This is a genomic window from Streptomyces sp. NPDC048291, assembly GCF_043201715.1.
GTDB lineage: Bacteria > Actinomycetota > Actinomycetes > Streptomycetales > Streptomycetaceae > Streptomyces.
The window spans coordinates 334,448-358,295 of record NZ_JBICZC010000001.1 but is presented as its reverse complement, the minus strand read 5'-3'; the positions used below and the strand labels follow the sequence as shown (position 1 = coordinate 358,295).

Here is a 23,848-nt window from a genome sequence, read left to right as displayed (position 1 = left end):
ACACTGGTGGACGCCACCAGTGTCCCCTTCGTCATGAGAAAGCGGCCCCTATGCCCCGCCTCGCCCTGTACGCCCTGGCCGTCTGCGTCCTCGCGGTCGTCGCCGCCGTCGTCTCCTTCGTCCAGGGCAGCTGGCTGATCGGCGTGGTCTGGGTGCTGCTGACGGGTCTGTCGTCCAACATGACCTGGTACTACCTGCGGCGCGGGCGCGCGGACAAGTCGGTCACCGGCTGATCGGCGACTGATCAGCGGCCGGTGCCCGGGTGCTTCTCCGGGCCCTCCAGGAAGACCCGCCCGCCGATCTCCACCCAGCCGTACGGCTGCGGTGCGGTCAGGATCTGCGAACCCCGGCCCTGGGTGATGTTCAGGGCCCGGCCCAGCTGCGCGGTCAGCAGCAGGGCGGCCGCCCCGGTCGCCTCGTCCTCGTCGATGCCGTCGCCGCGGCCGGGGAAGGCGCGGGCGCGGACCCGCCCGGCCGACTCGTCCTCCCACGCCCAGGCGTAGATCCTCCCCCGGGCTTCGCCCGGGGGGACCCCCATCTCGCTTCGCTCGCCCGGCGGCGGCACGGGCAGGGCGTCGACCTCGGCGGCGGTGGCGTACCGGTGCAGGGTGCACGGCGGGGCCCACTCCGGGAGCGCCTCGATCCAGCTGAACTCCCCGTCCAGCCGGGCGCCGACCACGCCGGCCGGGGTGACCAGTTCGGGCACGTCCAGCAGCCAGGCCGTGCCGACGCAGGGGTGCCCGGCGAACGGCAGGCGCAGGGTGGGGGTGTAGATGTCGACGACCCCGCGCTCGGGGTCGTCCACGAACACGGTCTCGCTGAAGCCGAGCTTGGCCGCCAGCGCCTGCCGGTCCTCGCGGTCGGGCAGCAGGGAGCCGTCCCGGACGACCCCCAGTTCGTTGCCGTATCCGCCGTTCGCCGCGCAGAAGACACGCAGCACGTCGTAGTCAGTCACAGCGGCATTGAAGCACCCGCCGCGTCACCCCTCGGTACGACGCCTGCGCATCGCGTACACGACACCCGCGCCCGCGACCACGGTGACGGCGGCGGCCGTGCCGACGGCGGCGGCCGGGAAGGCCGAGCCGGTGGCGGCGAGGGCACCGTCCGTGCCGCCCGTGCCGCCTGTCGTGGAGGCGACGGTATCGCCACTTGCCGCACCGGCGGTGTCCGAGGCGGTGGCGGTCGGGGTGCCGGTCGATCCGTCGTCGCCGGAGGGGAGTTGGGCGTCGTCGGTGAGGGCGACGGAGAGGTCGAGCGGGTCGAGTGCGGTGCCCGCCGGGTAGTAGCCGCTGAACGCCTTCGCGCCGGCCTCGGTGAGGGTGGCGGTGACGTCGTCCAGGGTGATGACGTCACCCGTGGGGGTCAGGTCGGCGGACGCGGCCTTCAGGTCGGCCAGTTCGACGTCCTCGGTGGTGGTGCCGAGACTCGTCACGTCGGCGGTGAGTTCGCCCTTGCCGCCGTCGAGCGTGGCGCGGAGGTTGCCGAGGGTGAGGTCGAGGCCGTACGTGCCGTTGCTCTCGTGGCCCTTGAAGGTGACGGCGCCGTCGAAGGCGGCGGCGAGGGTGCCGGCGTCGGTGTCGTAGTCGCCGGTGGCGTCGCCGAAGGTGAACACGCCGTTGCCGGCGGCCTGGGTCGCGCCGCCGGAGACGGTGATCCTGCCCTGCGCCACGCTGCCGACGACGTAGGTGCGGAAGGACTCCTTCACGCCCCAGGTGAGGGTGCCGTCGGCTATGTCGCCCTCGGCCGGGGTCTCCTCGGAGGCGGAAGGGGATACGGAGGCGGAGGCAGAGGGGGAGGTGGAGGTGGAGGTAGTGGTCGAGGGCGAGGCGGACGACGAGGTCGGGGGCGCGGACGGGCTCGCGCTCTGCGACGTCGAGCCGGAGGGCGACGGGGACTGCGTCGTCCTCTGGGCGACCGTGAGCGGGTCGCCGGCCGCGCCCTCGTAGCTCGCGCTGCCGAAGACGTCGGCCGCCTGCCGGGTGAGGCTGGTCGTCATGTCCGTCATCTCGCGGGTGACGGTGACCGTCGCGAGCGGGACGTCGTCCGTGGTGGTGCCGTCCTTCGTCACGTCCGCGGTGATCTCGGCGGCTCCGCTGTCGAACTTCACGTCGGACAGGGTGAGATCGAAGCCGTGCGCCTGGGAGACGATACGGAGGCTGCCCTGGAAGGCGAGGTCCACGGTGTGCGCGTCGGAGTCGTAACTGCCGGTGCCCTGCGTGAAGGTGAAGGCGCCGTTGTCCGCGGCCTGGGTCGCGCCGCCCGCCGGGGTGAAGGTGCCGGCCGCGTAGGTGGTGACGTAGGTGCGGTACGACTGCTTGATGCCCCAGGTCAACTCGTAGCCACTGAGCGGGACTTCGGCGGCCGACGCGGTGGTGGCGGTGAGCGCACCGGCTCCCAGGGTGACCGCGACGGCGGCGGCGAGGGCGAGCTTTCTGGTCGTGCTGGCGGGCATGGGGCTCCTTGTGGGTGTGCCGGTGGATTCCGGCGGGGGGGGTCGGTCAGTCCTCGTCGGCGGGGGCGGTGGGGCCCGCCGCCGGGCGGGTACGGCGCCTGCGGACGGCGGCCGCGAGGAGTGCGGCGGCGGTCAGCAGGGCACCCGCGGTGAGGGCGAGGGGCAGGACGGGGGTGCCGTCGCCGTCGGAGGCGGCGGTGTCGCTCGCCACCGGCCGCGCCGAGGCGGTGTCCGGGGTCGGGGTCGGTGACGACGCCTCCGGGTCGTCGGCCGCGCTGCCCAGGTCGGGCAGGGCGGGCAGAGTGGCGTCGGCGGTGGTGGCGACGGCGAGGGAGACCGGGTCCATGGCGGTGCCGGCCCGGTACATCCCGGCGAAGGCCTCGGCGCCGCGGGCGGTGAGTTTCGCCGGGGCCTCGGTGATCTCGACGAGCCCCTTCTTCGCGGTGAGGTCCTTGGCGGCGAAGGTGACCAGGGGAACCTTGTCGCCGGTGAAGGCGTCGCCGTCGACGTCGGCGTAGAGGGTGCCGGTGCCGTTCTCGACGGTGGCCCGGACCGCGCTCAGCCTCAGGTCGAGTCCGTGGTCGCCGGTGAAGCGGACGGCGCCCGCGAAGCTCGCCGTCAACGCGCCCTTCCGGTAGGTCCCTTCGCCCTTCGGGAAGCGGAAGAGGGCGCCGCCGTCCTCGGCTCCGCCGGTCAGCGTCCACCTGCCGCGGGCGATGTCACCGGTGACGTACTCGCGGAAGGTGCGGCGCACACCCCAGTCGACGGCGCCGTCCGCGATGGCGTCGGTCTTCGGCACGGCCTTCGAAGTGGCCTTGCCGGAGGCCGACTTGCTCGGGGCGGGGGTCGGAGTCGGGGTCGTCGCGGGCTTGACGTCCGCCGCCAGGCTCACCGGGTCCAGGGCGGTGCCTGCCGTGTAGTAGCCGGCGAAGGACTTCGCGCCCTGGGCGGTGAGGGTGGCGGGTACGTCGTTCAGGACGACCGCGGTGCCGGCGCCCTTCATGCCGACGCCGCCGAGGGCGAGGGAGGCGAAGGGCACCTGCGTGGACGTCGTGACCGTCCCGGTGCCCTTCGCCTTGCCGGTGACGTCCAGGTAGAGCGTGCCGGCCGAGCCGGAGATGCGGACGGTGGGGCGGCTGAGGGTGAGGTCCAGCTGGTAGCCGCCGCCGGTCTCCCGGTGGCCGACGAAGTGCACCCCGCCGGCGAAGGACGCGGTGAACGCGCCGGTGCCGCCGTCGTAGGTGCCGGTCGCCGAGGGGAAGCGGAACCGGCTGCTGCCCACGGTCGCCGCACCGCCCGTCAGGGAGTAACTCCCCTTTGCGATCGGGCCGGTGACATAGCTCTGGAAGGACGACTTCACGCCCCAGTCGAGCCGGCCGCCCTGCACGGTACGGCTCGTGGCGTGGGCGGTGGCCGCCGGGAGCAGGGCCCCGAGAAGCACCGCGAGAACCACCGTGCACACGACGGTGACCAGGGCACGAGGGCGTGCGGGCATGGGAGGTCCTCCGGAGACGACGGTCGGTAGCAAAGTAAGGTAAGGCTAACCTAAGCTTTGCGCCAGGCCGTCACCACGGCCACCGGCGACCCGAGAGAAACGGACGGACGACCGTGCGACGCTTGCGCACCCGACTGGCGGGAGCACTGGCCCCGTTGCCCGCCCTCGCCCTTGCCCTCGCCCTCACGGCGACCGCCTGCGGGGGTTCACCGCGGGCCGCGGCGGCGAAGCCTGCGGCCACCACCGCCGACCGGGTCGAGCCGCTCTCCGGCACGCCGTCGCCGAAGCTTCCGGTCACCGTCGCGTCCGCCGACGGCCGGAAGGTGACGGTCCGCCAGGCCCGGCGGATCGTGCCGCTCTCCGGCAGCCTCAGCGAGATCGTGTTCACGCTCGGGCTCGGCGACCGGGTCGTCGCCCGGGACATCACCGCGACGTTCCGGCAGGCGGCGAAGCTGCCGGTGGTCACCCGCAACCATGACGTCTCCGCGGAGGGCGTGCTCTCCCTCGAACCGGACCTGGTGCTCGCCGAGACGACCACCGGACCCGAGGAGGCGATCGACCAGATCCGCGAGGCCGGTGTCCCGGTGCTGCTGGTCCGGCCTGCCCAGGGGCTCGACGACGTCGGCCCGCGCATCGCCGCGGTGGCCGGCGCGCTGGGCGTCCCGGCGGCGGGGAAGGAGCTGACGCGGCGGACGGAGGGCCGTATCGCCGCCGTGCGCAAGGGAGTTCCGCGCGAGGGGACGAAGCCGCGGGTCGCCTTCCTCTACCTGCGCGGCGCGGCCTCCGTGTACCTGATCGGCGGGAAGGGGTCCGGGGCCACCTCGCTGCTGGAGGCGGCGGGGGCCGTGGACGCCGGGGTCGAGTCCGGGCTGACGAAGGACTTCACCGCCATCACCGCCGAGGCGCTCGTGAAGGCGGCGCCGGACGCGATTCTCGTCATGACCGGGGGGCTCGAGTCGGTCGGCGGCATCGACGGACTCGTGAAGATCCCGGGGGTCGCGCAGACGCCGGCCGGGATGGACCGGCGGGTGGTGTCGGTGGAGGACGGGGTGCTGCTCGGCTACGGGCCGCGGACGGACCAGGTGCTGAAGTCCGTGGTGGGGCAGCTGTACGGGGCTGACGCGCAGTGAGCGGGAGCGAGGGCGGGGACGGGCGCGAGCGGTGGCGGTGGCGGTGGCGGTGGCGGTGGCGGCAGCCGGGCATCGCGTGGCTGCTCACGCTGGGGCTGGTGACGGTGTCGGCCGTGCTGGTGCCGGTGGCGGCGGGGCTCGGCGCGTATCCCATTCCCACCGGGGACGTGCTCGGTTCGGTCCTGCATCGTGCGGGGCTCGGCGGTACGGCCCTCGGCCGGGTGCCCGAGTCCGTCCTCTGGGACGTCCGCTTCCCGCGGATCGTGCTGGCGTTGCTCGTCGGTGCGTCGCTGGGGTGCGCGGGGGCGTTGATGCAGGGCGTGTTCGGCAATCCGCTCGCCGAGCCGGGGGTCATCGGCGTCTCCTCCGGGGCGGCGGTGGGGGCGGTCGCCGTGATCGCCCTCGGGCTCGACTTCCTCGGCACCTGGACGGTGTCGGTCTTCGCGTTCGCGGCGGGGCTGGTGACGGCGCTGCTGGTGTACGCGATGTCGCGGTCCGGCGGTCGTACGGAGGTGGTGACGCTGATCCTGACCGGCATCGCGGTGAACGCGTTCGCGGGGGCGCTGATCGGGCTGTTCCTCTTCTTCGCGGACACGGCGGCCGTCAACCAGATCACGTTCTGGCAGCTGGGCAGCCTGTCCCAGGCGACCTGGCCGAAGGTGCTGGCGGTCCTGCCGTGCGCCGCGCTGGGCCTCGCCCTGGCCCCGTTCCACGCCCGCCGTCTCGACCTCCTCTCCCTCGGCGAACGCCAGGCCCGCCATCTGGGCGTCGACGTCGAACGCCTGCGGCTCACGCTGGTCCTGGTCATCGCCCTGCTCACGGCGGCGGCGGTGAGCGTGTCGGGGATCATCGGCTTCGTGGGCCTGGTCGTGCCGCACGTCCTGCGGATGGCGGCGGGGCCGGGGCACCGGTTCCTCATCCCGGGAAGCGCGCTGCTCGGAGCGGTGACGCTCCTTGCCGCCGACCTCGCCGCCCGCACGCTGGCCGCCCCGGCGGAACTCCCCCTCGGCGTCCTCACGGCCCTGCTCGGCAGCCCGTTCTTCTTCTGGCTCCTACGGAGGACCCGGCGCCGGCAAGGGGGGTGGGCATAGCGATGCCGAACACGACACACCGCCGCCAACCGCTTCGACACAACCCGAGCCCCTTGGCGGAACGCTGCCACCGGCCCCCTCGCCACATTCACGCCACCGCCCACTCCCTTCCCGCCGCGACGGCGCCACGCCACGACGGCGTGATCCGGCGGTGCCGAACCGGCCGGGCGGATCCCGCCGTTACCGGTGCCGGTCCATCGCCGGGCGCGGCACCGCCGTGGCCGCCCGCGCAGTTCCCCGCGCCCCTGACGGGGCGCTGCCGCCACCCCCTTCTACACATTGGCGGTGCCGCATCGGCCCCAGCCCCATCGATGGGAGAACCCCGCGCATGAGACTCCTCCGCCCTCGTCTCGCCCCTCCCCCTGCCCCGGGCGTCGGTGAAATCGTTGCCGAGGCCGAGGGGGTGCATGTGCGGCTCGGGGCCCGGCAGGCTCTTGTCGGTGTCGATGTTGTCGCTCGGGCCGGGGAGGTGCTCGCGCTTGTGGGGCCCAATGGGGCCGGGAAGTCGACCCTGTTGGCCGCTCTCGCGGGGGATGTTGCGGTCGGGCCCGGGGTTGTGCGGGTCTGCGGGCGGGAGGTGTCGGGGTGGTCGGCCGGGGAGTTGGCGCTGCGGCGGGCCGTTCTGCCGCAGGCGGCCGGGGTGTCGTTTCCGTTCTCGGTCGAGGACGTCGTGCGGATGGGGCGGGCGCCGCACGTGGGCGCCGATCCCGGTGAGGACGAGGGCGTCGTCGCCGAGGCGATGGCGGCCACCGAGGTGACCCCCTTCGCCGGGCGGGCGTTCTCCGCGCTCAGCGGCGGCGAGCGGGCGCGGGTCGCGCTCGCCCGGGTGCTGGCGCAGCGCGCACCCCTGCTGCTGCTCGACGAGCCGACGGCCGCCCTCGACCTCAAACACCAGGAGTTGGTGCTGCGGCTCTGCCGGGACAGGGCGCACGCCGGTGACGCGGTGGTCGTGGTGCTGCACGACCTCGCCCTCGCCGCCGCGTACGCGCACCGCGTCGCGATCCTGTGCGCCGGTCGTGTCGCCGCCGACGGCCCGCCCGCGGAGGTTTTCGAGGAGCGGTTGCTGTCGGAGGTCTACGACCAGCCGGTGGAAGTGTTTCCGCATCCGCGGACGGGAGTTGCCGTCGTCGCACCGAAGCGCACCCCTTGACCGTCCCTTTGCGATTCCTTGGCGTTCGTTTTGAGCCGTCGATATCAAGCCGTGTCTGTGATCTTTCTGTGCTCGGTCAATCGCCACCCGCCTGGGTATGAGTGAGGTAAGCCTCAGGTAAGTTAGGCCAGCCTCACCACACCACACCGTCCCCGCTTGGAGCCTGCATGCGTGCCGTCCGACTCACCGTCACCGCCGCCGCCACCGTGGCCGCCCTGACCGCCCTCTCGGCCTGCACGGCGAAGAGCGACGCCAAGGGCGACGACGCGATCAAGGTCACCGCCGCCGACGCCAAGTGCGAGACGTCGACCAAGTCGGTTCCGGCGGGACACGTCACGCTCGCCATCGAGAACACGGGGTCCAAGGCCACCGAGGTCGAGATCCTCTTCCCGGACGACCGGATCGTCTCCGAGAAGGAGAACATCGGGCCGGGGACGAAGTACACGCTCACCGCCGAGGTGAAGGCGGGATCGTACGAAATAGCCTGCCGGCCGGGGATGAAGGGGCACGGCGTGCGGCAGAAGCTGACCGTCACCGGCTCCGGCACCGTCGCCAAGCGCAACCCGACGCTCGACAAGGCCGTCGCCGACTACCGCGAGTACGCCCAGGAGCAGGCCGACGCGACGATCCCGAAGGTGCAGACGTTCGCCGACGCCATCCAGGCCGGCGACCTGGAAGCCGCCAAGAAGGCCTACGCGCCCTCCCGCGTCGGCTGGGAGCGCACCGAGCCGATCGCCGAGTCCTTCGGTGACATCGACCCGAAGACCGACACCCGTGCCGACGGCCTGGAGGAGGGCCAGAAGTGGACCGGCTGGCACGCGCTGGAGAAGGCGCTGTGGCAGGACAAGAAGATCGGCGCCGAGCAGAAGACCCTGGCCACCGAGCTGGTCACCGATCTGAAGGACTGGCAGAAGCGGGTCGGCAAGGCCGAGATCACCCCGACCTCCATGGCCAACGGCGCCAAGGAACTCCTCGACGAGGTCGCCACCGGCAAGGTCACCGGCGAGGAGGACCGCTACTCGCACACCGACCTCAGCGACTTCAAGGCCAACGTCGAGGGCGCGCAGAAGGCGTACGAGCTGCTGAAGCCGGTCGCGCAGAAGAACGACGCGGCGCTCACCACGGAACTGGACAAGCAGTTCGCCGCCCTGGACACGCTGCTCGACAAGTACCGCACGACCGCCACCTCTGACGGCTTCGTGTCGTACGACAAGGTCACCAAGGCCCAGCAGAAGGAGCTGTCCGACGCGGTCAACGCCCTCGCGGAGCCGCTGTCCAAGCTCGCCGCGGCCGTGGTCAAGTAGGTGCGGGACATGAGTGACACAGCGAATCCGTCGCGTCGGGCGGTCATCGGCTGGGGCGGGGCCGGGCTCGCGCTCGGCGCCGCCGTGGCCGGGGGCGCGGTGGCCGCGGCCGAGTCCGGCGGCGGCGACGTCGAACCCACCACCACGGCCGTCCCGTTCCACGGCGCCCAGCAGGCCGGTATCGCCACCCCCGTCCAGGACCGGCTGCACTTCGCCGCGTTCGACGTGAAGACCGACGACCGGGCCGAGTTCGTGCAGCTGCTGAAGGACTGGACGGCCGCGGCCCGGCGGATGACCGCGGGCAGGGCCGTCGGCGAGGGCGCGTACGGCGGGCTCGCCGAGGCGCCGCCGGACGACACCGGCGAGGCCCTCGGGCTCGAGCCGTCCCGGCTGACGCTGACGATCGGCTTCGGGCCGTCCTTCTTCGAGCGGTTCGGCCTGGCGCACCAGCGGCCCGCCGCGCTCGTCGACCTGCCGAAGTTCCCCGGGGACAACCTCGACGCGTCCCGTACCGGGGGCGACCTCTGCGTCCAGGCCTGTGCCGACGATCCGCAGGTCGCCGTGCACGCCATCCGCAACCTCGCCCGGATCGGCTTCGGCAAGGTCGCCGTCCGCTGGTCCCAGCTCGGCTTCGGGAAGACCTCGTCCACGACCCCGGACGCCCAGACCCCCCGCAACCTCATGGGGTTCAAGGACGGCACCCGCAACATCGCGGGGACCGAGACCGACCGGCTGAAGAAGTTCGTGTGGGTCGGGGACGGGGAGGGGTCCGCGTGGATGACGGGAGGGTCGTACCTCGTCGCCCGGCGCATCCGCATGAACATCGAGACCTGGGACCGGACCTCGCTCCAGGAGCAGGAGGACGTCTTCGGACGGGACAAGGGCGAGGGCGCCCCGGTCGGCAAGGCGAAGGAGCACGACGAGCCGTTCCTGAAGGCCATGAAGCCCGACGCCCATGTGCGGCTCGCGCACCCGGACGCCAACGGCGGGGTCACCATCCTGCGCCGGGGCTACTCCTTCACCGACGGGACGGACGGGCTCGGACGGCTCGACGCCGGGCTGTTCTTCCTGGCCTACCAGCGTGACGTGCGCAAGGGGTTCATCCCGCTGCAGCGCCGGCTGTCGGCGTCCGACGCGCTCAACGAGTACATCCAGCACGTGGGTTCGGCGGTCTTCGCGGTCCCGCCCGGCGTCCGCGACAAGGACGACTGGTGGGGCCGGACGCTGTTCTCCGAGTCTTCCAAGGGGGCGTGAGCCGTGTTCTCCAACTACCTGATCGGGCTGCGGGAAGGCCTCGAAGCCTCGCTCGTCGTCTGCATCCTCATCGCCTACCTGGTCAAGACCGGGCGCACGGACGCCCTGAGGCCGATCTGGACCGGCATCGCGGTGGCGGTGCTGATCGCCATGGGCTTCGGGTGCGCGCTCGAATTCGGTTCCCAGGAGCTGACGTTCCAGGCGCAGGAGGCGCTCGGCGGGTCCCTGTCCGTCGTCGCGGTCGGCCTGGTGACGTGGATGGTGTTCTGGATGCGGCGCACCGCCCGGCACCTCAAGTCGGAACTGCACGGCAAGCTGGACGCGGCCCTCGCGATGGGCACGGGTGCGCTGGTCGCCACCGCCTTTCTCGCCGTGGGCCGGGAGGGACTTGAGACCGCCCTGTTCGTGTGGGCCTCCGTGCACGCGGCGAGCGACGGCACCCCGCGCCCGCTGGTCGGCGTGGCCCTGGGCCTGGCCACCGCGGTCCTCCTCGGCTGGCTGTTCTACCGGGGCGCGCTGCGGATCAACCTCGCCAAGTTCTTCACCTGGACCGGCGGCATGCTGGTCGTGGTCGCGGCCGGCGTACTGGCGTACGGCTTCCACGACCTCCAGGAGGCCGACTGGATCCCGGGGTTGACCGACCAGGCCTTCGACATCAGCGGCGCCATTCCGCCGGACAGCTGGTACGGCACCCTCCTCAAGGGCGTCTTCAACTTCCAGCCGGACCCGACCGTGCTCCAGGTCACGGTGTGGCTGCTGTACCTGGTCCCGACACTCGCGTTCTTCTTCGCCCCGGTAGGGTTCGGCTCCGGGAAGGGGAAGGTGAAGGCACCTGATGACGCACCTGACGACCAGGGGTCGCGGCCCTCTACGGCTCCGCAGACTCCGCAGGCGTGATCGGAACGCGCTCATAGCGGTCTCGCTGGCCGCCATGTCGCTGACGGCGAGCGGTTGCGTGGTGGTGCACGGGGAGCGCGAGGTACTCCCCAGCACCACCCGCGCCGAGGCCGCCAAGGCGCTCCGGCAGTTCACGGACGCCTACAACGAGGCCGACAAGGCCTACGACGGCTCCCTGGACGCGGACTACACGACCGGCGCCCTCGCCGACATCGACTCCGCGCGCCTGAAGGCCGGGCACGTCAACAGCCCGGCCGGCAACTCCGCCCACTCGGCGCTGGAGTTCGACGACGTCACGTACACCATCCCGAAGAAGGCCGGCTGGCCGCGCTGGTTCGTCGCCGACGCGCACGGCAACAAGGGCGGCGACGAACGCTGGCTGCTGGTCTTCACCCGCAACGGCCTCTCCCAGCCGTTCCAGGTGGCCTACCTGACGCTGGTCGCGCCGGACGACGTACCGAAGTTCACCACCGACAAGGACGGCTGGGCCGAGGACGTACCGGCGAACAGCGCCCGGCTCGCCGTCTCCCCCGGCGACCTGAGCCGGGACTACGCCACGTACCTGAAGAGCGGCGGCACCGTCTTCGCGGACGGCGTGCACACCAGCGGCTGGCGCGCCGACCGCAAGAAGTCCACCAAGCCGGGCCTGGCCACCCAGTACATCGACGAGCCGCTCACCAACGGCGACTACGCGCCGCTCGCGCTGCGCACCACCGATGGCGGGGCGGCGGTGTTCTTCACCACCCGCTACTACGCCAAGGAGACGGCGGCCACGGGCACCTCCGTGCCGACCCCGAACCTCAGCGTCAAGGCCCTCACCAAGGGCGAGATCAAGCAGTCGCTGACGATGCAGTTCGTCTCCAACCAGATCGCCCTGGACCCGCCGGGCCCCGGCAAGATCTCGATCCTCGGCCGCGTCCAGGGCCTGACCTCGGCACAGGGTTCCTAGCACCAGGCCCGCGCCCCGAAGGGGCGCGGGGAACTGCGCGACCAGCCCCCACTCCGCCGCACCCGACCCACAACCCGCCGAGCGCTCAGTGTCGGAGCGGCCAGCCCGCACCCACCTGGTCGGCCTCCTCGCCCGCGTACCGCGCGCACGCGTCCGTGAGGATCTCCAGCAGGCTCAGCGGATCGGGCAGCGCATGCTCGGGCCCGCGTACCCACCGCACCCGCCGGTCGCCGTCGCCGCCGGGCAGCCTCGCGGGCGGGACGAGGACGTAGGAGCCCCGGCAGTGCCAGCGCAGCCCCGGGTGCTCGTCCATGGTCTCGGGGCGGCAGTCCAGCTCGCAGGGCCACCACTCGTCCTCGTCCTCGGGGGTGCCGCGGGTGAGGGTGAAGAAGAGCAGGCGGCCGTCGTCGCTCTCGGCGACCGGGCCGACCTCGACGCCGCCCGCGAGCAGCCGTTCCAGCGCCTCCTGCCCGGCCTCCAGGGGCACGTCCAGGACGTCGTGGGTCATGCCGGTCGCGGTGATGAAGTTGGCCTGCGGCTGGTGCCGGGCCCAGCGCTCGATCTGGGCGCGGTCGGTGGTCGACTGGGTCTGCCACGCGAACGACACCGGGTGCCGGGCCGGGGTGGGACAGCCGACGCGGTCGCAGGAGCAGCCGTAGCCGGGGGCCGGGTGCGCGGCGGGGGCCAGCGGGAGGCCCGCCTCGGCGGCGGCGAGCAGCAGGGCCGCGCGGCCCGGGTCGTCGGCGGTGACCGCCTGCTTCGGGCGGCGGCCGCGGAGCCACTGGGAGAGTCTGCCCTGCCGGCCGCTCGGGCCACCGAACGTCGCGCTCATCTATCGCCTCGCCTCACTGTGGTCCGGCCAGGATGCCTTATGGTCCCGTCTGGGCGTGAAGCGGGGGTTACGAGACCTGTGTCACCCGGGCGGCCACGGGTCGCCCCAGTCCGCGTCCCGGGCCGCCTTGTACAGGTCGCCCTGGCGCTTGGTGACCGCGGTCCGGCGCAGTTGCTCGTCGGTCTCGCACAGGTCGAGCAGGACCTGGCCCTTGCGGATCTGGGGGCGGCGGACCACCCGGGCCGGTGCCGGGGCGGGCGGGAAGCGGGTGGCGGCCACGTAGCTGAACTTCTCGTCCTCGTAGGGCAGCGACCCGCCCTTGACCTTGCGGTGCAGGGAGGAGCGGCTGACCCGGGCGGAGAAGTGGCACCAGTCCGTGCCGGGGACGATCGGGCAGGCGGCGCTGTGCGGACAGGGGGCGGCGACGTGGAGGCCGGCGGCGGTCAGGCGGTCGCGGGCCTCGATGATCCGGGCATAGCCGGCGGGGGTGCCGGCCTCGACGATGACGACGGCCTGCGCGGCGGTCGCTGCGGCGTCGACGAGGGCGGCGCGGCCGGCCTCGTCGAGTTCGTTGAGGACGTACGACACCGTGACGAGATCGGTGCTCTCGATGGTGAGCGCCGCTCCGATCCGGGAGCGCTGCCACGTGGCGTCCCGCAGTGCCGGGTTCGCGGCGGCGATCTCCCGGCCGAGGGCAAGCGCCGGCTCGGCCCAGTCGAGGACCGTCACCGGCCGCGTGCCCTCCCAGGTGTCGGTCACCGCCCAGGTCGCGGCGCCCGTCCCGCCGCCGACGTCCACATGGCTGCCGGGCGCCCACCCCTCCGGCACCGCGTCGGCGAACGCCGCGAGCGCGGACCGTACCGCCTCGAAGGTCGCCGGCATCCGGTACGCCGCGTACGCCACCACGTCCGCCCGGTCCCGCAGGATCGGCGCGTCGGTCGGGGTGGCCCCGCGGTAGTTGGCGATCAGCCGCTCGACGGCCGAGGCGGCCTGCTTCGGGGGCAGGCCGTCGAGCAGGTCGGCAAGCGCGGCGCGGAGCCGGTCGGCCGGTGGGACGGGGTGGGTGGGGTGGTTCACCCGGCGATTGTATGGACAGCCCTGGCGAGGCGGGTCGCCGCGGCGGCCCGGGGTGCGCTGTCGCCGGGGCGGCGGCGCGGGTGCACGGTGTTGGCCAGCAGGACGAGGAACGTGTCCGTCGCCCGGTCCAGGACCAGGCTGGTGCCGGTGAACCCGGTGTGGCCCGCCGCGCCCTGGCCCGCCAGTTCGCCCATGAACCACGGCTGGTCCACCAGGAAGCCCAGTCCCGGCGGGGCCAGCAGCAGGTCCACGAAGTCGGGGCCGAGGATGCGCGCCGGGCCGTACGCGCCGCCCGCGAGCAGGGCCCGGCAGAAGATCGCCAGGTCGCGGCCGGTGGAGAAGAGGCCGGCGTGCCCGGCCACCCCGCCCAGCGCCCAGGCGTTCTCGTCGTGCACGACGCCCCGCAGCATCCCCCGGTCCGCCTTGGCCCAGGGCCGCCGCTGGTCCTCGGTGGCCGCCGCCCCGGGGCAGGGTCCGAAGTCGGTGGCGGTCATGCCGAGCGGCCGGGTGATGCCGTCGCGGACCAGGACGTCGAGAGGGCGGCCGGTGATCCGCTCCAGGATGTGCTGGAGGAGGAGCAGGTTGAGGTCGGAGTAGCGGTAGGCGCCGGGGGCGCTGGTCGGGGCCTCCGCGCGGAGCAGGTCGAGGCGGGCCGTGTCGTCGGGGCAGTCGTAGAGCGGGAGTTCGGGGCGCAGTCCCGAGGTGTGGGTGAGGAGCTGGCGGACGGTGGTGCCGTGCGCGGCGGCCCCGTGGAAGTCGGGGAGGTAGGCGCCGACGCGGGCGTCGATGCCGAGGGTGCCGCGCTCCAGCTGCTGCACGGCGGCGACCGCGGTGAACAGTTTGGTGAGGGAGGCGACGTCGAAGGGGGTGTTGACGGTCGCCGGGACCCGGGCGGCGCGCAGCAGGTCGACACCGGCGTCGGTCTCGGGATCGTACGCGGACCAGCGCACGGCCCAGCCGGACGCCTCCTGTACGGCGATCACGGGGCCGCGTCCGGCGACCACCACGGCGCCTGCCGCCCAGGGCCGCGCGCCGGTGGTGAGGTCGTGCACTTCGCGGACGAGGTGCCTGAGTTCCGCGGGGTCGAGCCCGGCCCGTTCCGGTGTCTCGACGCGCAGTCTCGGTACGCTCAGCTCCCTGCTCCCTCCGTCCTCGCACGGGTGTTCCCACGTGCTGCCCAGGGACGGCACATTCCCACGAAGCAGGCCAGTGCCACCAGTGCCCCCGCCAGTTGGACGATCGCCATGGGCACGGCGGTTCTCTCGCCGGCGATCCCGACCAGCGGCGAGGCGACCGCTCCGACCAGGAACGAGGAGGTCCCGAGCAGCGCCGACGCGGACCCGGCGGCGTTCCGGGTGCGCAGCAGGGCGAGGGACTGGGCGTTCGGGAGGGTGAGGCCCATCGCGGACATCAGGACGAAGAGGGCGGCGGCGACCGGGGCGAGGCCGACCGGGCCGAGGGCCCCGGTCGACATCAGGAGCAGGGCGGTCGCGGCGAGCACGGTGACGACCAGCCCGGCGCCCAGCACCTTGTCCAGGCTGACCCGGCCGACCAGCACCTTCCCGTTGACCTGCCCGGCGATCACCAGCCCGACCGAGTTGAGGCCGAAGAGGAGGGAGAAGGTCTGCGGGGAGGCGCCGTAGATCTCCTGGATGACGAACGGGGACGCGGCGATGTAGGCGAACAGGGCCGCGAAGGCGAAGCCGCCCGTGAGCATGTAGCCGGTGAAGGGCAGGTCGGCGAGGAGGGCGCGCATGGTGCGGACGGCGGCGACCGCTCCCCCGGCGTGCCGGTCGGCCGGCGGCAGGGTCTCCGGGAGCCGCACCCACACCAGCGCGGCGAGCAGCGCCCCGACCACCGTGAGGACGACGAAGACGCCCCGCCAGTCCGTCACCCGCAGGATCTGCCCGCCGATCAGCGGGGCGACGACCGGGGCGACCCCGGAGACCAGCATCAGGGTGGAGAAGAAGCGGGCCATGGCGACCCCGTCGTAGAGGTCGCGTACGACGGCCCGCGCGATGACGATGCCGGCCGCGCCCGCGAGGCCCTGGGCGAGGCGGAAGGCGACCAGGGTCTCCACGTCCGGCGCGACGGCGCACAGGGCGGTGGCGACGACGTAGACGGCGAGTCCCGCCAGCAGCGGGCGGCGGCGCCCCCACCGGTCGCTCATCGGGCCGACGACCAGCTGGCCGAGGGCCATCCCGGCGAGGCAGGCGGTGAGGGTGAGCTGGACGGTCGCGGCGGGGGCGTCGAGGGAGCGGGTGACCTCCGGCAGCGACGGGAGGTACATGTCCATGGCCAGCGGGGGCGTCGCGGTGAGCCCACCGAGGAGCAGCACGAGGAGGAGGCCGGCGCGGCGGGTGGCGGCGGTGACGGGTCCGGGGCCGGGGCCCTGGCCGCCGGCCCGGCCGACGGGGCCGCGCGGTGCGGGTACGGCGGTGTCCCGGGCGTTGTGGGCGTTCCGGGCGTTCGTGGTGTCCTGGGCGTTCGTGGTGTCCTGGGCGTCCGGTGTCGGCGGCGCCGGCTGCTCGGGCATGTGTCCCCCGTCTTGTAGGTCTCGCGGTCCGGTCGGTTGTTGCCGGATCCCGACGGCCCCCGCATATGCTCTCAGCTCGTACAGACTGCCGGGAAACACGTGAGCGAGGGTGGGCGGCCGGGATGGGTGAGCAGAGCGTGCGGTGGGGGATCCTGGCGACGGGCGGGATCGCGGCCGCGTTCGCGGCGGACCTGGTGGATCTGCCGGACGCCGAGATCGCGGCGGTGGCCTCGCGGTCGGCGGAGTCGGCCGAGGCGTTCGCCGAGCGGTTCGGGATCGGCCGGGCGTACGGCGACTGGGAGTCGCTGGCCCGGGACGAGGACATCGATGTCGTCTACGTCGCCACTCCGCACTCGGCGCACCGGGCCGCCGCCGGGCTCTGCCTGGAGGCGGGGCGGAACGTGCTGTGCGAGAAGGCGTTCACGGTCAACGGGCGTGAGGCCGCGGAACTCGTCGCGCTGGCGAAGGAGCACGACCGCTTCCTGATGGAGGCGATGTGGACGTACTGCAACCCGCTGGTGCGGCGGCTGACGGCGCTGGTCGCGGACGGGGCGATCGGCGAGGTGCGGACCGTGCAGGCGGACTTCGGCCTGGAGGGCCCGTTCCCCCCGGCGCACCGGCTGCGGGACCCGGCGCTGGGCGGGGGCGCGCTCCTTGACCTGGGCGTGTACCCGGTGTCGTTCGCGCACCTGCTGCTCGGCGAGCCGGACGGGATGTCGGCGCGAGCGGTGCTCTCGGACGAGGGCGTCGATCTCCAGACGGGGGCACTGCTCTCCTGGGAGAGCGGCGCTCTCGCCATGGTGCACTGCTCCATCGTCGGCGGCACCGGCACCAGCGCCTCGATCACCGGCTCCCAGGGCCGGATCGACATCCCGGACGGCTTCTTCCACCCCGAGCGCTTCGTCCTGCACCGCGACGGCCGCGACCCGGAGGAGTTCGCCATGGACCCGGCCGACGGCCCCCGCAACACCCTCCGCCACGAGGCCCGCGAGGTCATGCGCGCCCTGCGCGCCGGCGAGAAGGAGTGCCCCCTGGTCCCCCTCGACGGCACCCTCGCCGTCATGCGCACCCTGGACACCCTCCGAGACCAGATCGGCGTCCGCTACCCGGGCGAGGCATAAAAGCACCCCACTTTGAACACACCCCGCACTGAGGCGCCCCGTAAGGGACGCGGGGAACTGCGCGACCAGCCCCACCCGGCCGCACCCGACCAACGACCCGCACAACACGGCCGCACCCCAGCGGAGCGCCTACGCTGCGACCCCATGGATGACAGGCAATCGAAGATCGCGGTGGTCACCGGAGCCGGCTCCGGCGTCGGCCGGGCGGTGGCCGTGGAACTGCTGCGCACCGGCTGGTCGGTGGCGCTGGCCGGACGGCGCGCCGGACGGCTGGAGGAGACGGCGGCACTGGCGCCCGAGGGCGCCTCCGTCGCCGTACGGACCGACGTCTCCCAACCCGACGACGTGAGCGCGCTGTTCGCGGCGGCCGTGGACCGGTTCGGGCGGGTGGACCTGCTGTTCAACAACGCGGGGACGTTCGGTCCGGGCGGGGTGGCCGTGGAGGACCTGCCCTACGAGGCGTGGCGGCACGTGGTGGACACCAACCTCAACGGGGCGTTCCTGTGCGCCCAGGCGGCGTTCCGGCAGATGAAGGAGCAGGAGCCGCAGGGCGGGCGGATCATCAACAACGGGTCCATCTCGGCGCACACGCCCCGCCCGCACTCCGTCGCCTACACGGCGACCAAGCACGCGCTGACGGGGCTGACCAAGTCCCTGTCCCTGGACGGGCGGCCGTACGGCATCGCGGTCGGGCAGATCGACATCGGCAACGCGGCGACGGACATGACGGCCCGGATGGAGACCGGCGCGCTCCAGGCGAACGGGGAGATCGCCCCGGAACCGGTAATGGACGTGGCGGACGTGGCACGGACCGTGCGGCACATGGCCGAGCTGCCGCTGGCGGCGAACGTGCAGTTCGCGACGGTGCTGGCGACGGCGATGCCGTACGTGGGCCGGGGCTGAACCGCCGTTCAGTCGGACAATCCACAACCTGCACAAGCGGAATGTCGACGTCCGCGGTATTGCGGCCGGTAACGGGCCTATGCTCAACTCTCCTCCACCAGAACTTCACAGTTGAGGCTCTGGCATTCCGCCGACCACACCGAGGGGGGAGGCGGCAGCCGTTCCACCGGACCGGGGTGGGGGTGGACCCGCGAGGGACCGCGGGTACGCACCCGGTGGGTGGGGCGGCTGCCGCGTGACGTCAGCCCGCGGCCGTGCCGCCCGGGTCGGCCGGTGCGGCACCCGGGTCGGCCGGTGCGACAGCCGAGTCGGGACCGGCCGTGACACCGGCGTCGGCCGTGACACCGGCTCCGGCCCCCGCGCCGGCCGCCCGCCGACGCCGGCGCAGCGCCCACGCCCCCGCGCCCAGCAGCGCGAAGGTCACCGCCCCGCCCTCCGCGATCCGCCACGGCGACGGTCCCGAGGATCCCGAACCGCCCGCCGCCCCGGTCCCGGCCGCCCCCGCGGCCCCCTTGCCCTGCGACGCCGACGGACTCGCGCTCGCCCCGCCCTCGCTCAGCGGATCGACCAGCGTGCCCACGGAGTCCGCCGAACTCCCCTTCCCGAAGCCCCAGTCGAGCAGCGCGGCGGTCTGCTCGTACACGGCGTTGGTGCCGGGGTCCGGGTGCATCACGGTGACCAGGAGGGTGCGGCCGTCACGGGTGGCACCGCCGGTGAAGGTGTTGCCTGCGTGACTGGTGTAGCCGTTCTTGACGCCGAACAGGCCCTTGTAGACGTCGAGGCCCCAGGCGCCGGTGAGCAGGCGGTCGGTGTTCTGGATCTGGAAGGTCTTCTTGCCGCCCGCCGGGAAGTCGGCGGTCCGCGTCCCGCAGTAGCCGCGGAAGTCGTCGTCCTTCAGCCCGTGCCGGGCGAAGAGGGTCAGGTCGTACGCCGACGACAGCTGGCCCGGGTGGTCGAAGCCGTCGGGGCTGACCACATGGGTGTCGAGGGCCTGCAGGTCGGCCGCCTTGGCCTGCATCTCGGCGACGGTCTTCGCGATCCCGCCGTTCATGTGGGAGAGGACGTGCACGGCGTCGTTGCCGGAGCGCAGGAAGACGCCCTGCCACAGCTGCTCGACGGAGTAGGTGAGGCCGGGCTTGATGCCGACCAGGCTGGAGCCGGACGGGACGTCGGAGATGTCGGAGTCCTTGACCTTGTAGCGCTCGGTCCGCTCGAACTTCTTCAGCACGGTGTCCGCGAACAGCATCTTCAGGGTGGAGGCGGGTGCCAGCCGCCGGTGCGCGTTGTACGAGGCGAGGACCTGACCGCTGTCGCAGTCGGCGAGCAGCCAGGCGTGGGCGGTGATCTTCTTCGGCAGGCCGGTGGCCCCCCGTACCTGTACGCCCCCGCGGGCCAGCCGCTCGCCGCCTATGACGGTGGCTGCGGCGGAGGCGGGGGCCGCCGCGGACAGGGGCAGGGCGGCGGTCGTCAGTCCGAGGGCGGCACGCCGGGTCAGCCGAGAGGAATCGCGCATCCCGGGACCGTACACCGCATCCAACAGGGCTTTGCCAGGAGGACCCCCTGTCCGGCATATGAATTTGCTGTCTTATGAAAGTTTGCTAAGACATCCCGGTTTCTCAGCTCTGACACATCTTTTACCCAGGGCGGCTCAAAGGTTTCTCCCTAACTTGAGCCAGCGCCCACAGCGGGCGCCAAGAACCTTCGAGGAACGGGATGTTTGGCATCTATCTCAAGCGCGAGCTGGGCCGTAGAAAGAAGGCAGCCCTGGTCATCGCTCTGGGTCTGGCGCTCGGTATCGCGCTGGTCATCACGGTCAGCTCCGTGTCGGCCGGTATGTCCAAGGCTCAGGACAAGGTCCTTCAGTCGCTCTACGGTCTCGGCACCGACATGACAGTGACCAAGGCCCAGTCGGCGCCCACCTCGGGCAGCTCAGGCGGTCCGAGCTTCAAGTTCGACGCCAAGTCGAGCAGCAGCTCCAAGCAGAGTTCGGACCGCGTGATGACTCAGGGCGGCCAGGCTCTGAAGTCGTCACTGGTCACCAAGGTCGCCGACCAGAAGGGCGTGGAGAGCGCGGTCGGAGCGCTCTCCCTCAACGTCACCAAGGTCAACGGCTCCTTCACCCAGGGCAAGGCGCAGAGCAGCTCGGGCTCCAGCTCCAGCTCCGGCTCCAGCGGCACCAACGGCGGCGGCCAGGGGCAGCCGGGCGGCGGTACCTCCACCGGCCAGCCGCAGGTCCAGGGCGGCGGCGCCAACTTCAACGTGAACAGCTACTCGGTGGTCGGCGTCGACGTCGCCCACCAGGGCCTCGGCCCGCTGGCCTCGATGAAGATCACCTCGGGCAAGACCTTCACCTCGGCGCAGACCAGCGCCAAGGTCGCGCTGGTCAGCAAGTCGTACGCCAAGGAGAAGAAGTACAAGGTCGGCTCGACCTTCAAGATCTCCGGCACCAAGTTCACGGTCATCGGCATCGCGACCCCGGACAGCAGCGAGTCCACCACCGACCTGTTCGTCCCGCTGAAGCTGGCCCAGACCCTCGGCGACGCCAAGAACGAGGTCACCACGATCTACGTCAAGGCGACCGACTCGAAGCAGATCTCCACCGTGAAGAAGGAGATCCAGTCGAACATCTCGGGTACGACGGTCACCACCTCCGCCGACCTGGCGTCCACCGTCTCCGGTTCGCTCTCCACCGCCTCCAGCCTCGCGACCAGCGTCGGCAAGTGGCTGTCCATCGCGGTGCTCGCGGCGGCCTTCCTGGTGGCGGCCCTGCTGACCTCCTCCGCGGTCTCCCGCCGGGTGCGTGAGTTCGGCACCCTGAAGGCGCTCGGCTGGCCCTCGCGCAACGTGACCCGTCAGGTCGTCGGCGAGTCCATCGTCAACGGTCTGGTCGGCGGCGCCCTCGGCATCGCCCTCGGCGTCGGCGCGGCCTACGCGGTCACCGCGATCAGCCCGAAGCTCACCGCCCAGCTCGGCTCCACCAGCGGCGGTGGCGGCGGCATGGGCGGCGGTCCCGGCGGCGGCGGTCCCGGCCAGCAGTCCACCCAGAACACCCTGGAGATCGCGCTCACCGCGCCCGTCTCCCTGACCACCATCGGCCTCGCGGTCGGCCTCGCGGTCACCGGCGGTCTGATCGCCGGCGCGATGGGCGGCTGGCGCGCCTCGCGGATGCGCCCGGCCGACGCCCTGCGCAGCGTCTCGTAACCCCCCCGCCCCCCCTTGACCGGGGCGCCGCTTCCGATCCCCCCGGGACGCGGCGCCCCACCTCACTCAGCACCCAGTGGAGAACCCATGTACAGACTCACCGGAGTCACCAAGCGCTACACGCGGGGCAAGGAGACGGTCGAGGCGCTGCGCGGCATCGACCTGACCATCGAGGACGGCGACCAGCTCGTCATCCAGGGCCCGACCGGCGGCGGCAAGTCGACCCTGCTGCAGATGATCGGCGGCCTGGACCGCCCGACCGAGGGCAGCGTCCTGCTGGACGACGTCGACCTCGCCAAGGTCAGCGAGACCAAGCTGACCCGGCTGCGCGCCGAGAAGATCGGGATCATCTTCCAGTCGTTCAACCTGATCCCGACGCTCACCGCCCAGGAGAACGTCGAGACGGCCCTCGTCCCGCTCGGCGTCAAGCCGGCCGAGCGCCGCGAGCGGGCGGCGGAGGCACTGCGCTCGGTGGGCCTGGGCGAGCGCCTCACGCACGCCCCGTCCGAGCTCTCCGGCGGCCAGCAGCAGCGTGTCGCGATCGCCCGCGCGCTGGTGAAGAAGCCGAAGGTGCTGCTCGCCGACGAACCGACCGGCAACCTCGACGAGGGCACCCGGGACGACATCATGGCCCTCCTCGAAGGCCTGTGGCACGAGTACGGGCTGACCTTCATCATGGTCACCCACGACTCCTCCATCGCCCGCCGCGCCCCGCGCCTGGCCACCATCAAGGCCGGCCAGATCACCCTCACCGAGCAGGGCGGCGGACAGCGGTTCGCGCAGCAGGCAGCCGGACAGGGACAGCAGCAGGCTGCGGCGTACGGCGGGCAGCAGGCGGCGTACGGCGCCCCGCAGCCCCAGGGCCAGGGCCAGCAGCCGTACGTGCAGCAGCAGTACGGCGGCGGCCAGGGTTACTGACCGCGGTCAGTGAGCGGCGCGGGGCCGCTCACCGCCCGAGGAGCCGGTCGATCTCGGCCAGCTGCCCGGCGGTGAGCGGCCCCTTCGCGATCGCGCCGGCGTTCTGCTCGGCCTGGGCGACCGACCGGAATCCGGGGATCGGGACCGTGCGCGGGCTGCGGGCCCAGATCCAGCCGAGGGCACCCTGGGCGAGGGTCCGCCCGTCGCTGGTGAGGATCTCGCGCAGGGCCTCGATCCGCTCGACCCACGCGGGATCGGCCCCGTCGCCGTCCCCGAACCCGGGCAGCCAGGCCGGCGGCCTGCTGCGGATGTCGCCTGCCGCGGCCCCCGCCCGCCGCCCGCCGAGCAACCCCATGGCGAGCGGGCTGCGGTTGACGGCGGCGAGGTCCAGCTTCTCGGCCAGGTCGAGGAGTTGCGGCGCGTCCTGGAGCACGTTCAGGGTGTGCTGGACGGTCGCGCAGTGCGGTCCCTCGGCGAAGACTGCGGCGCGGGCCGGGTCGTCGGTGCTCCAGCCGTAGGCCCGGATCAGCCCCTCGCCGACCAACTCCTCGCAGACGTCCCGGAGTTCGGCGGCCCGGGTCGGGTCGGCGTCGGAGAGGTGCAGCTGGTAGAGGTCGACGTGGTCGGTGCCGAGGCGGCGCAGCGAGGCGGTCAGGGCGCGGCGGACGTGGGCCGGGGAGTCGTCGCGGCCGGTGAGGGTGCGGGTCTCCTCGTCGAAGACGTTGCCCCACTTGGTGGCGACGACGACCTCGTCCCGGCGCCCGCCGAGGGCGCGGCCGAGGACCCGCTCGCTGTGTCCTGCGCCGTAGGTGTCGGCGGTGTCGAAGAAGGTCACGCCGAGGTCGAGGGCGCGGTGGACGGCCCGTACGGACTCCTCGTCGTCGACCCGGCCCCAGCCGAGCGGCTGCCCGGTGGCGTCCTGCCACTCGCCGCCGATGGCCCAGCAGCCGAAGCCGAGCGCGCTGACGCGGATGCCGGAACGGCCCAGGGTCCTGGTGGTCCTGTCGGTTTCCATGCCCGAGACGGTAGGAGTTGGAGCGCACCCGAGGGCAAGCGGTTTCGCGGTCTGTTTCCGCTTCTACGCCTGCCCGGTCTCGAAGCGGGAGATGCGGCCGTCGTCCTCGACCGTGAAGTCCCAGCGGGTGACCATCTCGCCCCAGGTGTCGTTGCGGTAGTGGGCGAGCAGGGAACGGCCGCCGTTGGACTCGTTGTCGACGTCGATGTGGCCGTTGGAGGAGAAGATCTCCCGGTCGATCCAGTCGTCGAGGTTCCGGTCGGAGCCGTCGTCCGCCATGGTCGCGTCCGGGGTGAGCAGTTCCACCAGGCGTTCGCGGTCGCTGCCGTTGACCGCGGTGACGAAGGCCCGGACGGCCGGGTCGCTGAGCTTGGCTGTCTTGATCGTCATGCCAGTCAGCGTCACATCGGTCCCGGCGGCCCGCCACCCGCCCGCCACCCGAACGGGCGCGCGGACGGGCCGACCGGGTGTGCCGGGTGCGACGGTGGAGGCCCGTGATCCGGATGCCGCCGATGGGAGCTCC

General features: G+C 72.7%; 21 protein-coding genes and 1 pseudogene. 12 read left to right on the top strand and 10 right to left on the bottom strand.

The annotated features are described in order from the left end of the window. Window positions 1–50 precede the first annotated feature (50 nt). A complete protein-coding gene (locus ACGF5O_RS01525; protein ID WP_393807900.1) occupies window positions 51–233 on the top strand; it encodes a hypothetical protein in 183 nt (60 codons plus the stop codon). A gap of 11 nt (window positions 234–244) precedes the next feature. On the opposite strand, the gene ACGF5O_RS01520 is transcribed toward ACGF5O_RS01525, so the two are convergent. From ACGF5O_RS01520 to ACGF5O_RS01510, 3 genes are read right to left on the bottom strand one after another with little or no spacing between them, the layout of a single operon-like run. Further along, complete coding sequence (locus tag ACGF5O_RS01520; protein WP_393807899.1) at window positions 245–955, bottom strand: PhzF family phenazine biosynthesis protein; 711 nt, start codon at window positions 953–955, stop codon at window positions 245–247. Between the two features lie 24 nt (window positions 956–979). Further along, window positions 980–2,452: an HtaA domain-containing protein gene (locus tag ACGF5O_RS01515; RefSeq protein ID WP_393807898.1), complete on the bottom strand. Its 1,473-nt coding sequence runs from the start codon at window positions 2,450–2,452 to the stop codon at window positions 980–982. Window positions 2,453–2,498: 46 nt separating this feature from the next. Next, complete coding sequence (locus tag ACGF5O_RS01510; RefSeq protein WP_393807897.1) at window positions 2,499–3,947, bottom strand: HtaA domain-containing protein; 1,449 nt, start codon at window positions 3,945–3,947, stop codon at window positions 2,499–2,501. A gap of 113 nt (window positions 3,948–4,060) precedes the next feature. Here ACGF5O_RS01510 and ACGF5O_RS01505 point away from each other — a divergent pair, with 113 nt between their 5' ends. The 7 genes from ACGF5O_RS01505 to ACGF5O_RS01475 all read left to right on the top strand — a co-directional run bounded on the left by ACGF5O_RS01505 (window position 4,061) and on the right by ACGF5O_RS01475 (window position 11,722). Beyond that, entirely contained in the window at window positions 4,061–5,077 is a 1,017-nt protein-coding gene (locus ACGF5O_RS01505; RefSeq protein WP_393807896.1) for a hemin ABC transporter substrate-binding protein, read from the top strand. 71 nt (window positions 5,078–5,148) lie between these two features. Then, the gene (locus ACGF5O_RS01500) at window positions 5,149–6,168 is read left to right on the top strand and encodes a FecCD family ABC transporter permease (protein WP_393808393.1); all 1,020 of its coding nucleotides are present in this window, start codon (window positions 5,149–5,151) and stop codon (window positions 6,166–6,168) included. Between the two features lie 328 nt (window positions 6,169–6,496). After that, window positions 6,497–7,318, top strand: coding sequence for a heme ABC transporter ATP-binding protein (locus tag ACGF5O_RS01495; protein WP_393807895.1), 822 nt, complete (start codon window positions 6,497–6,499; stop codon window positions 7,316–7,318). Between the two features lie 167 nt (window positions 7,319–7,485). Beyond that, complete coding sequence (efeO, locus tag ACGF5O_RS01490; RefSeq protein ID WP_393807894.1) at window positions 7,486–8,622, top strand: iron uptake system protein EfeO; 1,137 nt, start codon at window positions 7,486–7,488, stop codon at window positions 8,620–8,622. A 9-nt stretch (window positions 8,623–8,631) separates the two neighbouring features. After that, window positions 8,632–9,876, top strand: a complete 1,245-nt coding sequence (gene efeB / locus ACGF5O_RS01485) for an iron uptake transporter deferrochelatase/peroxidase subunit (RefSeq protein WP_393807893.1) — start codon at window positions 8,632–8,634, stop codon at window positions 9,874–9,876. A 3-nt stretch (window positions 9,877–9,879) separates the two neighbouring features. Further along, complete coding sequence (gene efeU, locus ACGF5O_RS01480) at window positions 9,880–10,773, top strand: iron uptake transporter permease EfeU (RefSeq protein ID WP_393807892.1); 894 nt, start codon at window positions 9,880–9,882, stop codon at window positions 10,771–10,773. Beyond that, window positions 10,712–11,722: a hypothetical protein gene (locus ACGF5O_RS01475; RefSeq protein ID WP_393807891.1), complete on the top strand. Its 1,011-nt coding sequence runs from the start codon at window positions 10,712–10,714 to the stop codon at window positions 11,720–11,722. Before efeU ends, ACGF5O_RS01475 begins: the two co-directional genes overlap by 62 nt. Before the next feature lie 85 nt (window positions 11,723–11,807). Here the strand turns inward: ACGF5O_RS01475 and ACGF5O_RS01470 are convergent, their stop codons facing one another. The 4 genes from ACGF5O_RS01470 to ACGF5O_RS01455 all read right to left on the bottom strand — a co-directional run bounded on the left by ACGF5O_RS01470 (window position 11,808) and on the right by ACGF5O_RS01455 (window position 16,167). After that, the gene (locus tag ACGF5O_RS01470; protein WP_393807890.1) at window positions 11,808–12,554 is read right to left on the bottom strand and encodes a bifunctional DNA primase/polymerase; all 747 of its coding nucleotides are present in this window, start codon (window positions 12,552–12,554) and stop codon (window positions 11,808–11,810) included. 81 nt (window positions 12,555–12,635) lie between these two features. Continuing rightward, window positions 12,636–13,631, bottom strand: coding sequence for a small ribosomal subunit Rsm22 family protein (locus ACGF5O_RS01465; protein ID WP_393807889.1), 996 nt, complete (start codon window positions 13,629–13,631; stop codon window positions 12,636–12,638). Further along, a complete protein-coding gene (locus tag ACGF5O_RS01460) occupies window positions 13,628–14,821 on the bottom strand; it encodes a serine hydrolase domain-containing protein (RefSeq protein ID WP_393807888.1) in 1,194 nt (397 codons plus the stop codon). The genes ACGF5O_RS01465 and ACGF5O_RS01460 overlap by 4 nt, the downstream gene beginning before the upstream one ends. Then, window positions 14,761–16,167, bottom strand: coding sequence for a multidrug effflux MFS transporter (locus ACGF5O_RS01455; protein ID WP_393807887.1), 1,407 nt, complete (start codon window positions 16,165–16,167; stop codon window positions 14,761–14,763). The genes ACGF5O_RS01460 and ACGF5O_RS01455 overlap by 61 nt, the downstream gene beginning before the upstream one ends. Window positions 16,168–16,289: 122 nt before the next feature. On the opposite strand from ACGF5O_RS01455, the gene ACGF5O_RS01450 reads away from it, so the two are divergent. Next, complete coding sequence (locus tag ACGF5O_RS01450; RefSeq protein WP_393807886.1) at window positions 16,290–17,288, top strand: Gfo/Idh/MocA family protein; 999 nt, start codon at window positions 16,290–16,292, stop codon at window positions 17,286–17,288. Between the two features lie 144 nt (window positions 17,289–17,432). Further along, the gene (locus ACGF5O_RS01445; RefSeq protein ID WP_393807885.1) at window positions 17,433–18,191 is read left to right on the top strand and encodes an SDR family oxidoreductase; all 759 of its coding nucleotides are present in this window, start codon (window positions 17,433–17,435) and stop codon (window positions 18,189–18,191) included. 241 nt (window positions 18,192–18,432) lie between these two features. Here ACGF5O_RS01445 and ACGF5O_RS01440 read toward each other — a convergent pair whose 3' ends face one another. Continuing rightward, complete coding sequence (locus ACGF5O_RS01440; RefSeq protein WP_393807884.1) at window positions 18,433–19,704, bottom strand: D-alanyl-D-alanine carboxypeptidase family protein; 1,272 nt, start codon at window positions 19,702–19,704, stop codon at window positions 18,433–18,435. Window positions 19,705–19,904: 200 nt separating this feature from the next. Here ACGF5O_RS01440 and ACGF5O_RS01435 point away from each other — a divergent pair, with 200 nt between their 5' ends. Together ACGF5O_RS01435 and ACGF5O_RS01430 are read left to right on the top strand one after the other, a co-directional pair. Continuing rightward, window positions 19,905–21,392 (top strand): ABC transporter permease, encoded by a 1,488-nt coding sequence (locus ACGF5O_RS01435; RefSeq protein ID WP_393807883.1) that lies wholly within the window; start codon window positions 19,905–19,907, stop codon window positions 21,390–21,392. A gap of 87 nt (window positions 21,393–21,479) precedes the next feature. Beyond that, a pseudogene (locus ACGF5O_RS01430) lies at window positions 21,480–22,166 on the top strand (ABC transporter ATP-binding protein); the annotation flags it as partial. Window positions 22,167–22,338: 172 nt separating this feature from the next. Here ACGF5O_RS01430 and ACGF5O_RS01425 read toward each other — a convergent pair. Beyond that, window positions 22,339–23,325 carry an aldo/keto reductase gene (locus ACGF5O_RS01425; RefSeq protein WP_393807882.1) on the bottom strand — a complete coding sequence of 329 codons (987 nt, stop codon included), beginning with the start codon at window positions 23,323–23,325 and terminating at the stop codon, window positions 22,339–22,341. Between the two features lie 63 nt (window positions 23,326–23,388). Beyond that, entirely contained in the window at window positions 23,389–23,715 is a 327-nt protein-coding gene (locus ACGF5O_RS01420; RefSeq protein WP_393807881.1) for a nuclear transport factor 2 family protein, read from the bottom strand. Between the last annotated feature and the right edge of the window lie 133 nt (window positions 23,716–23,848).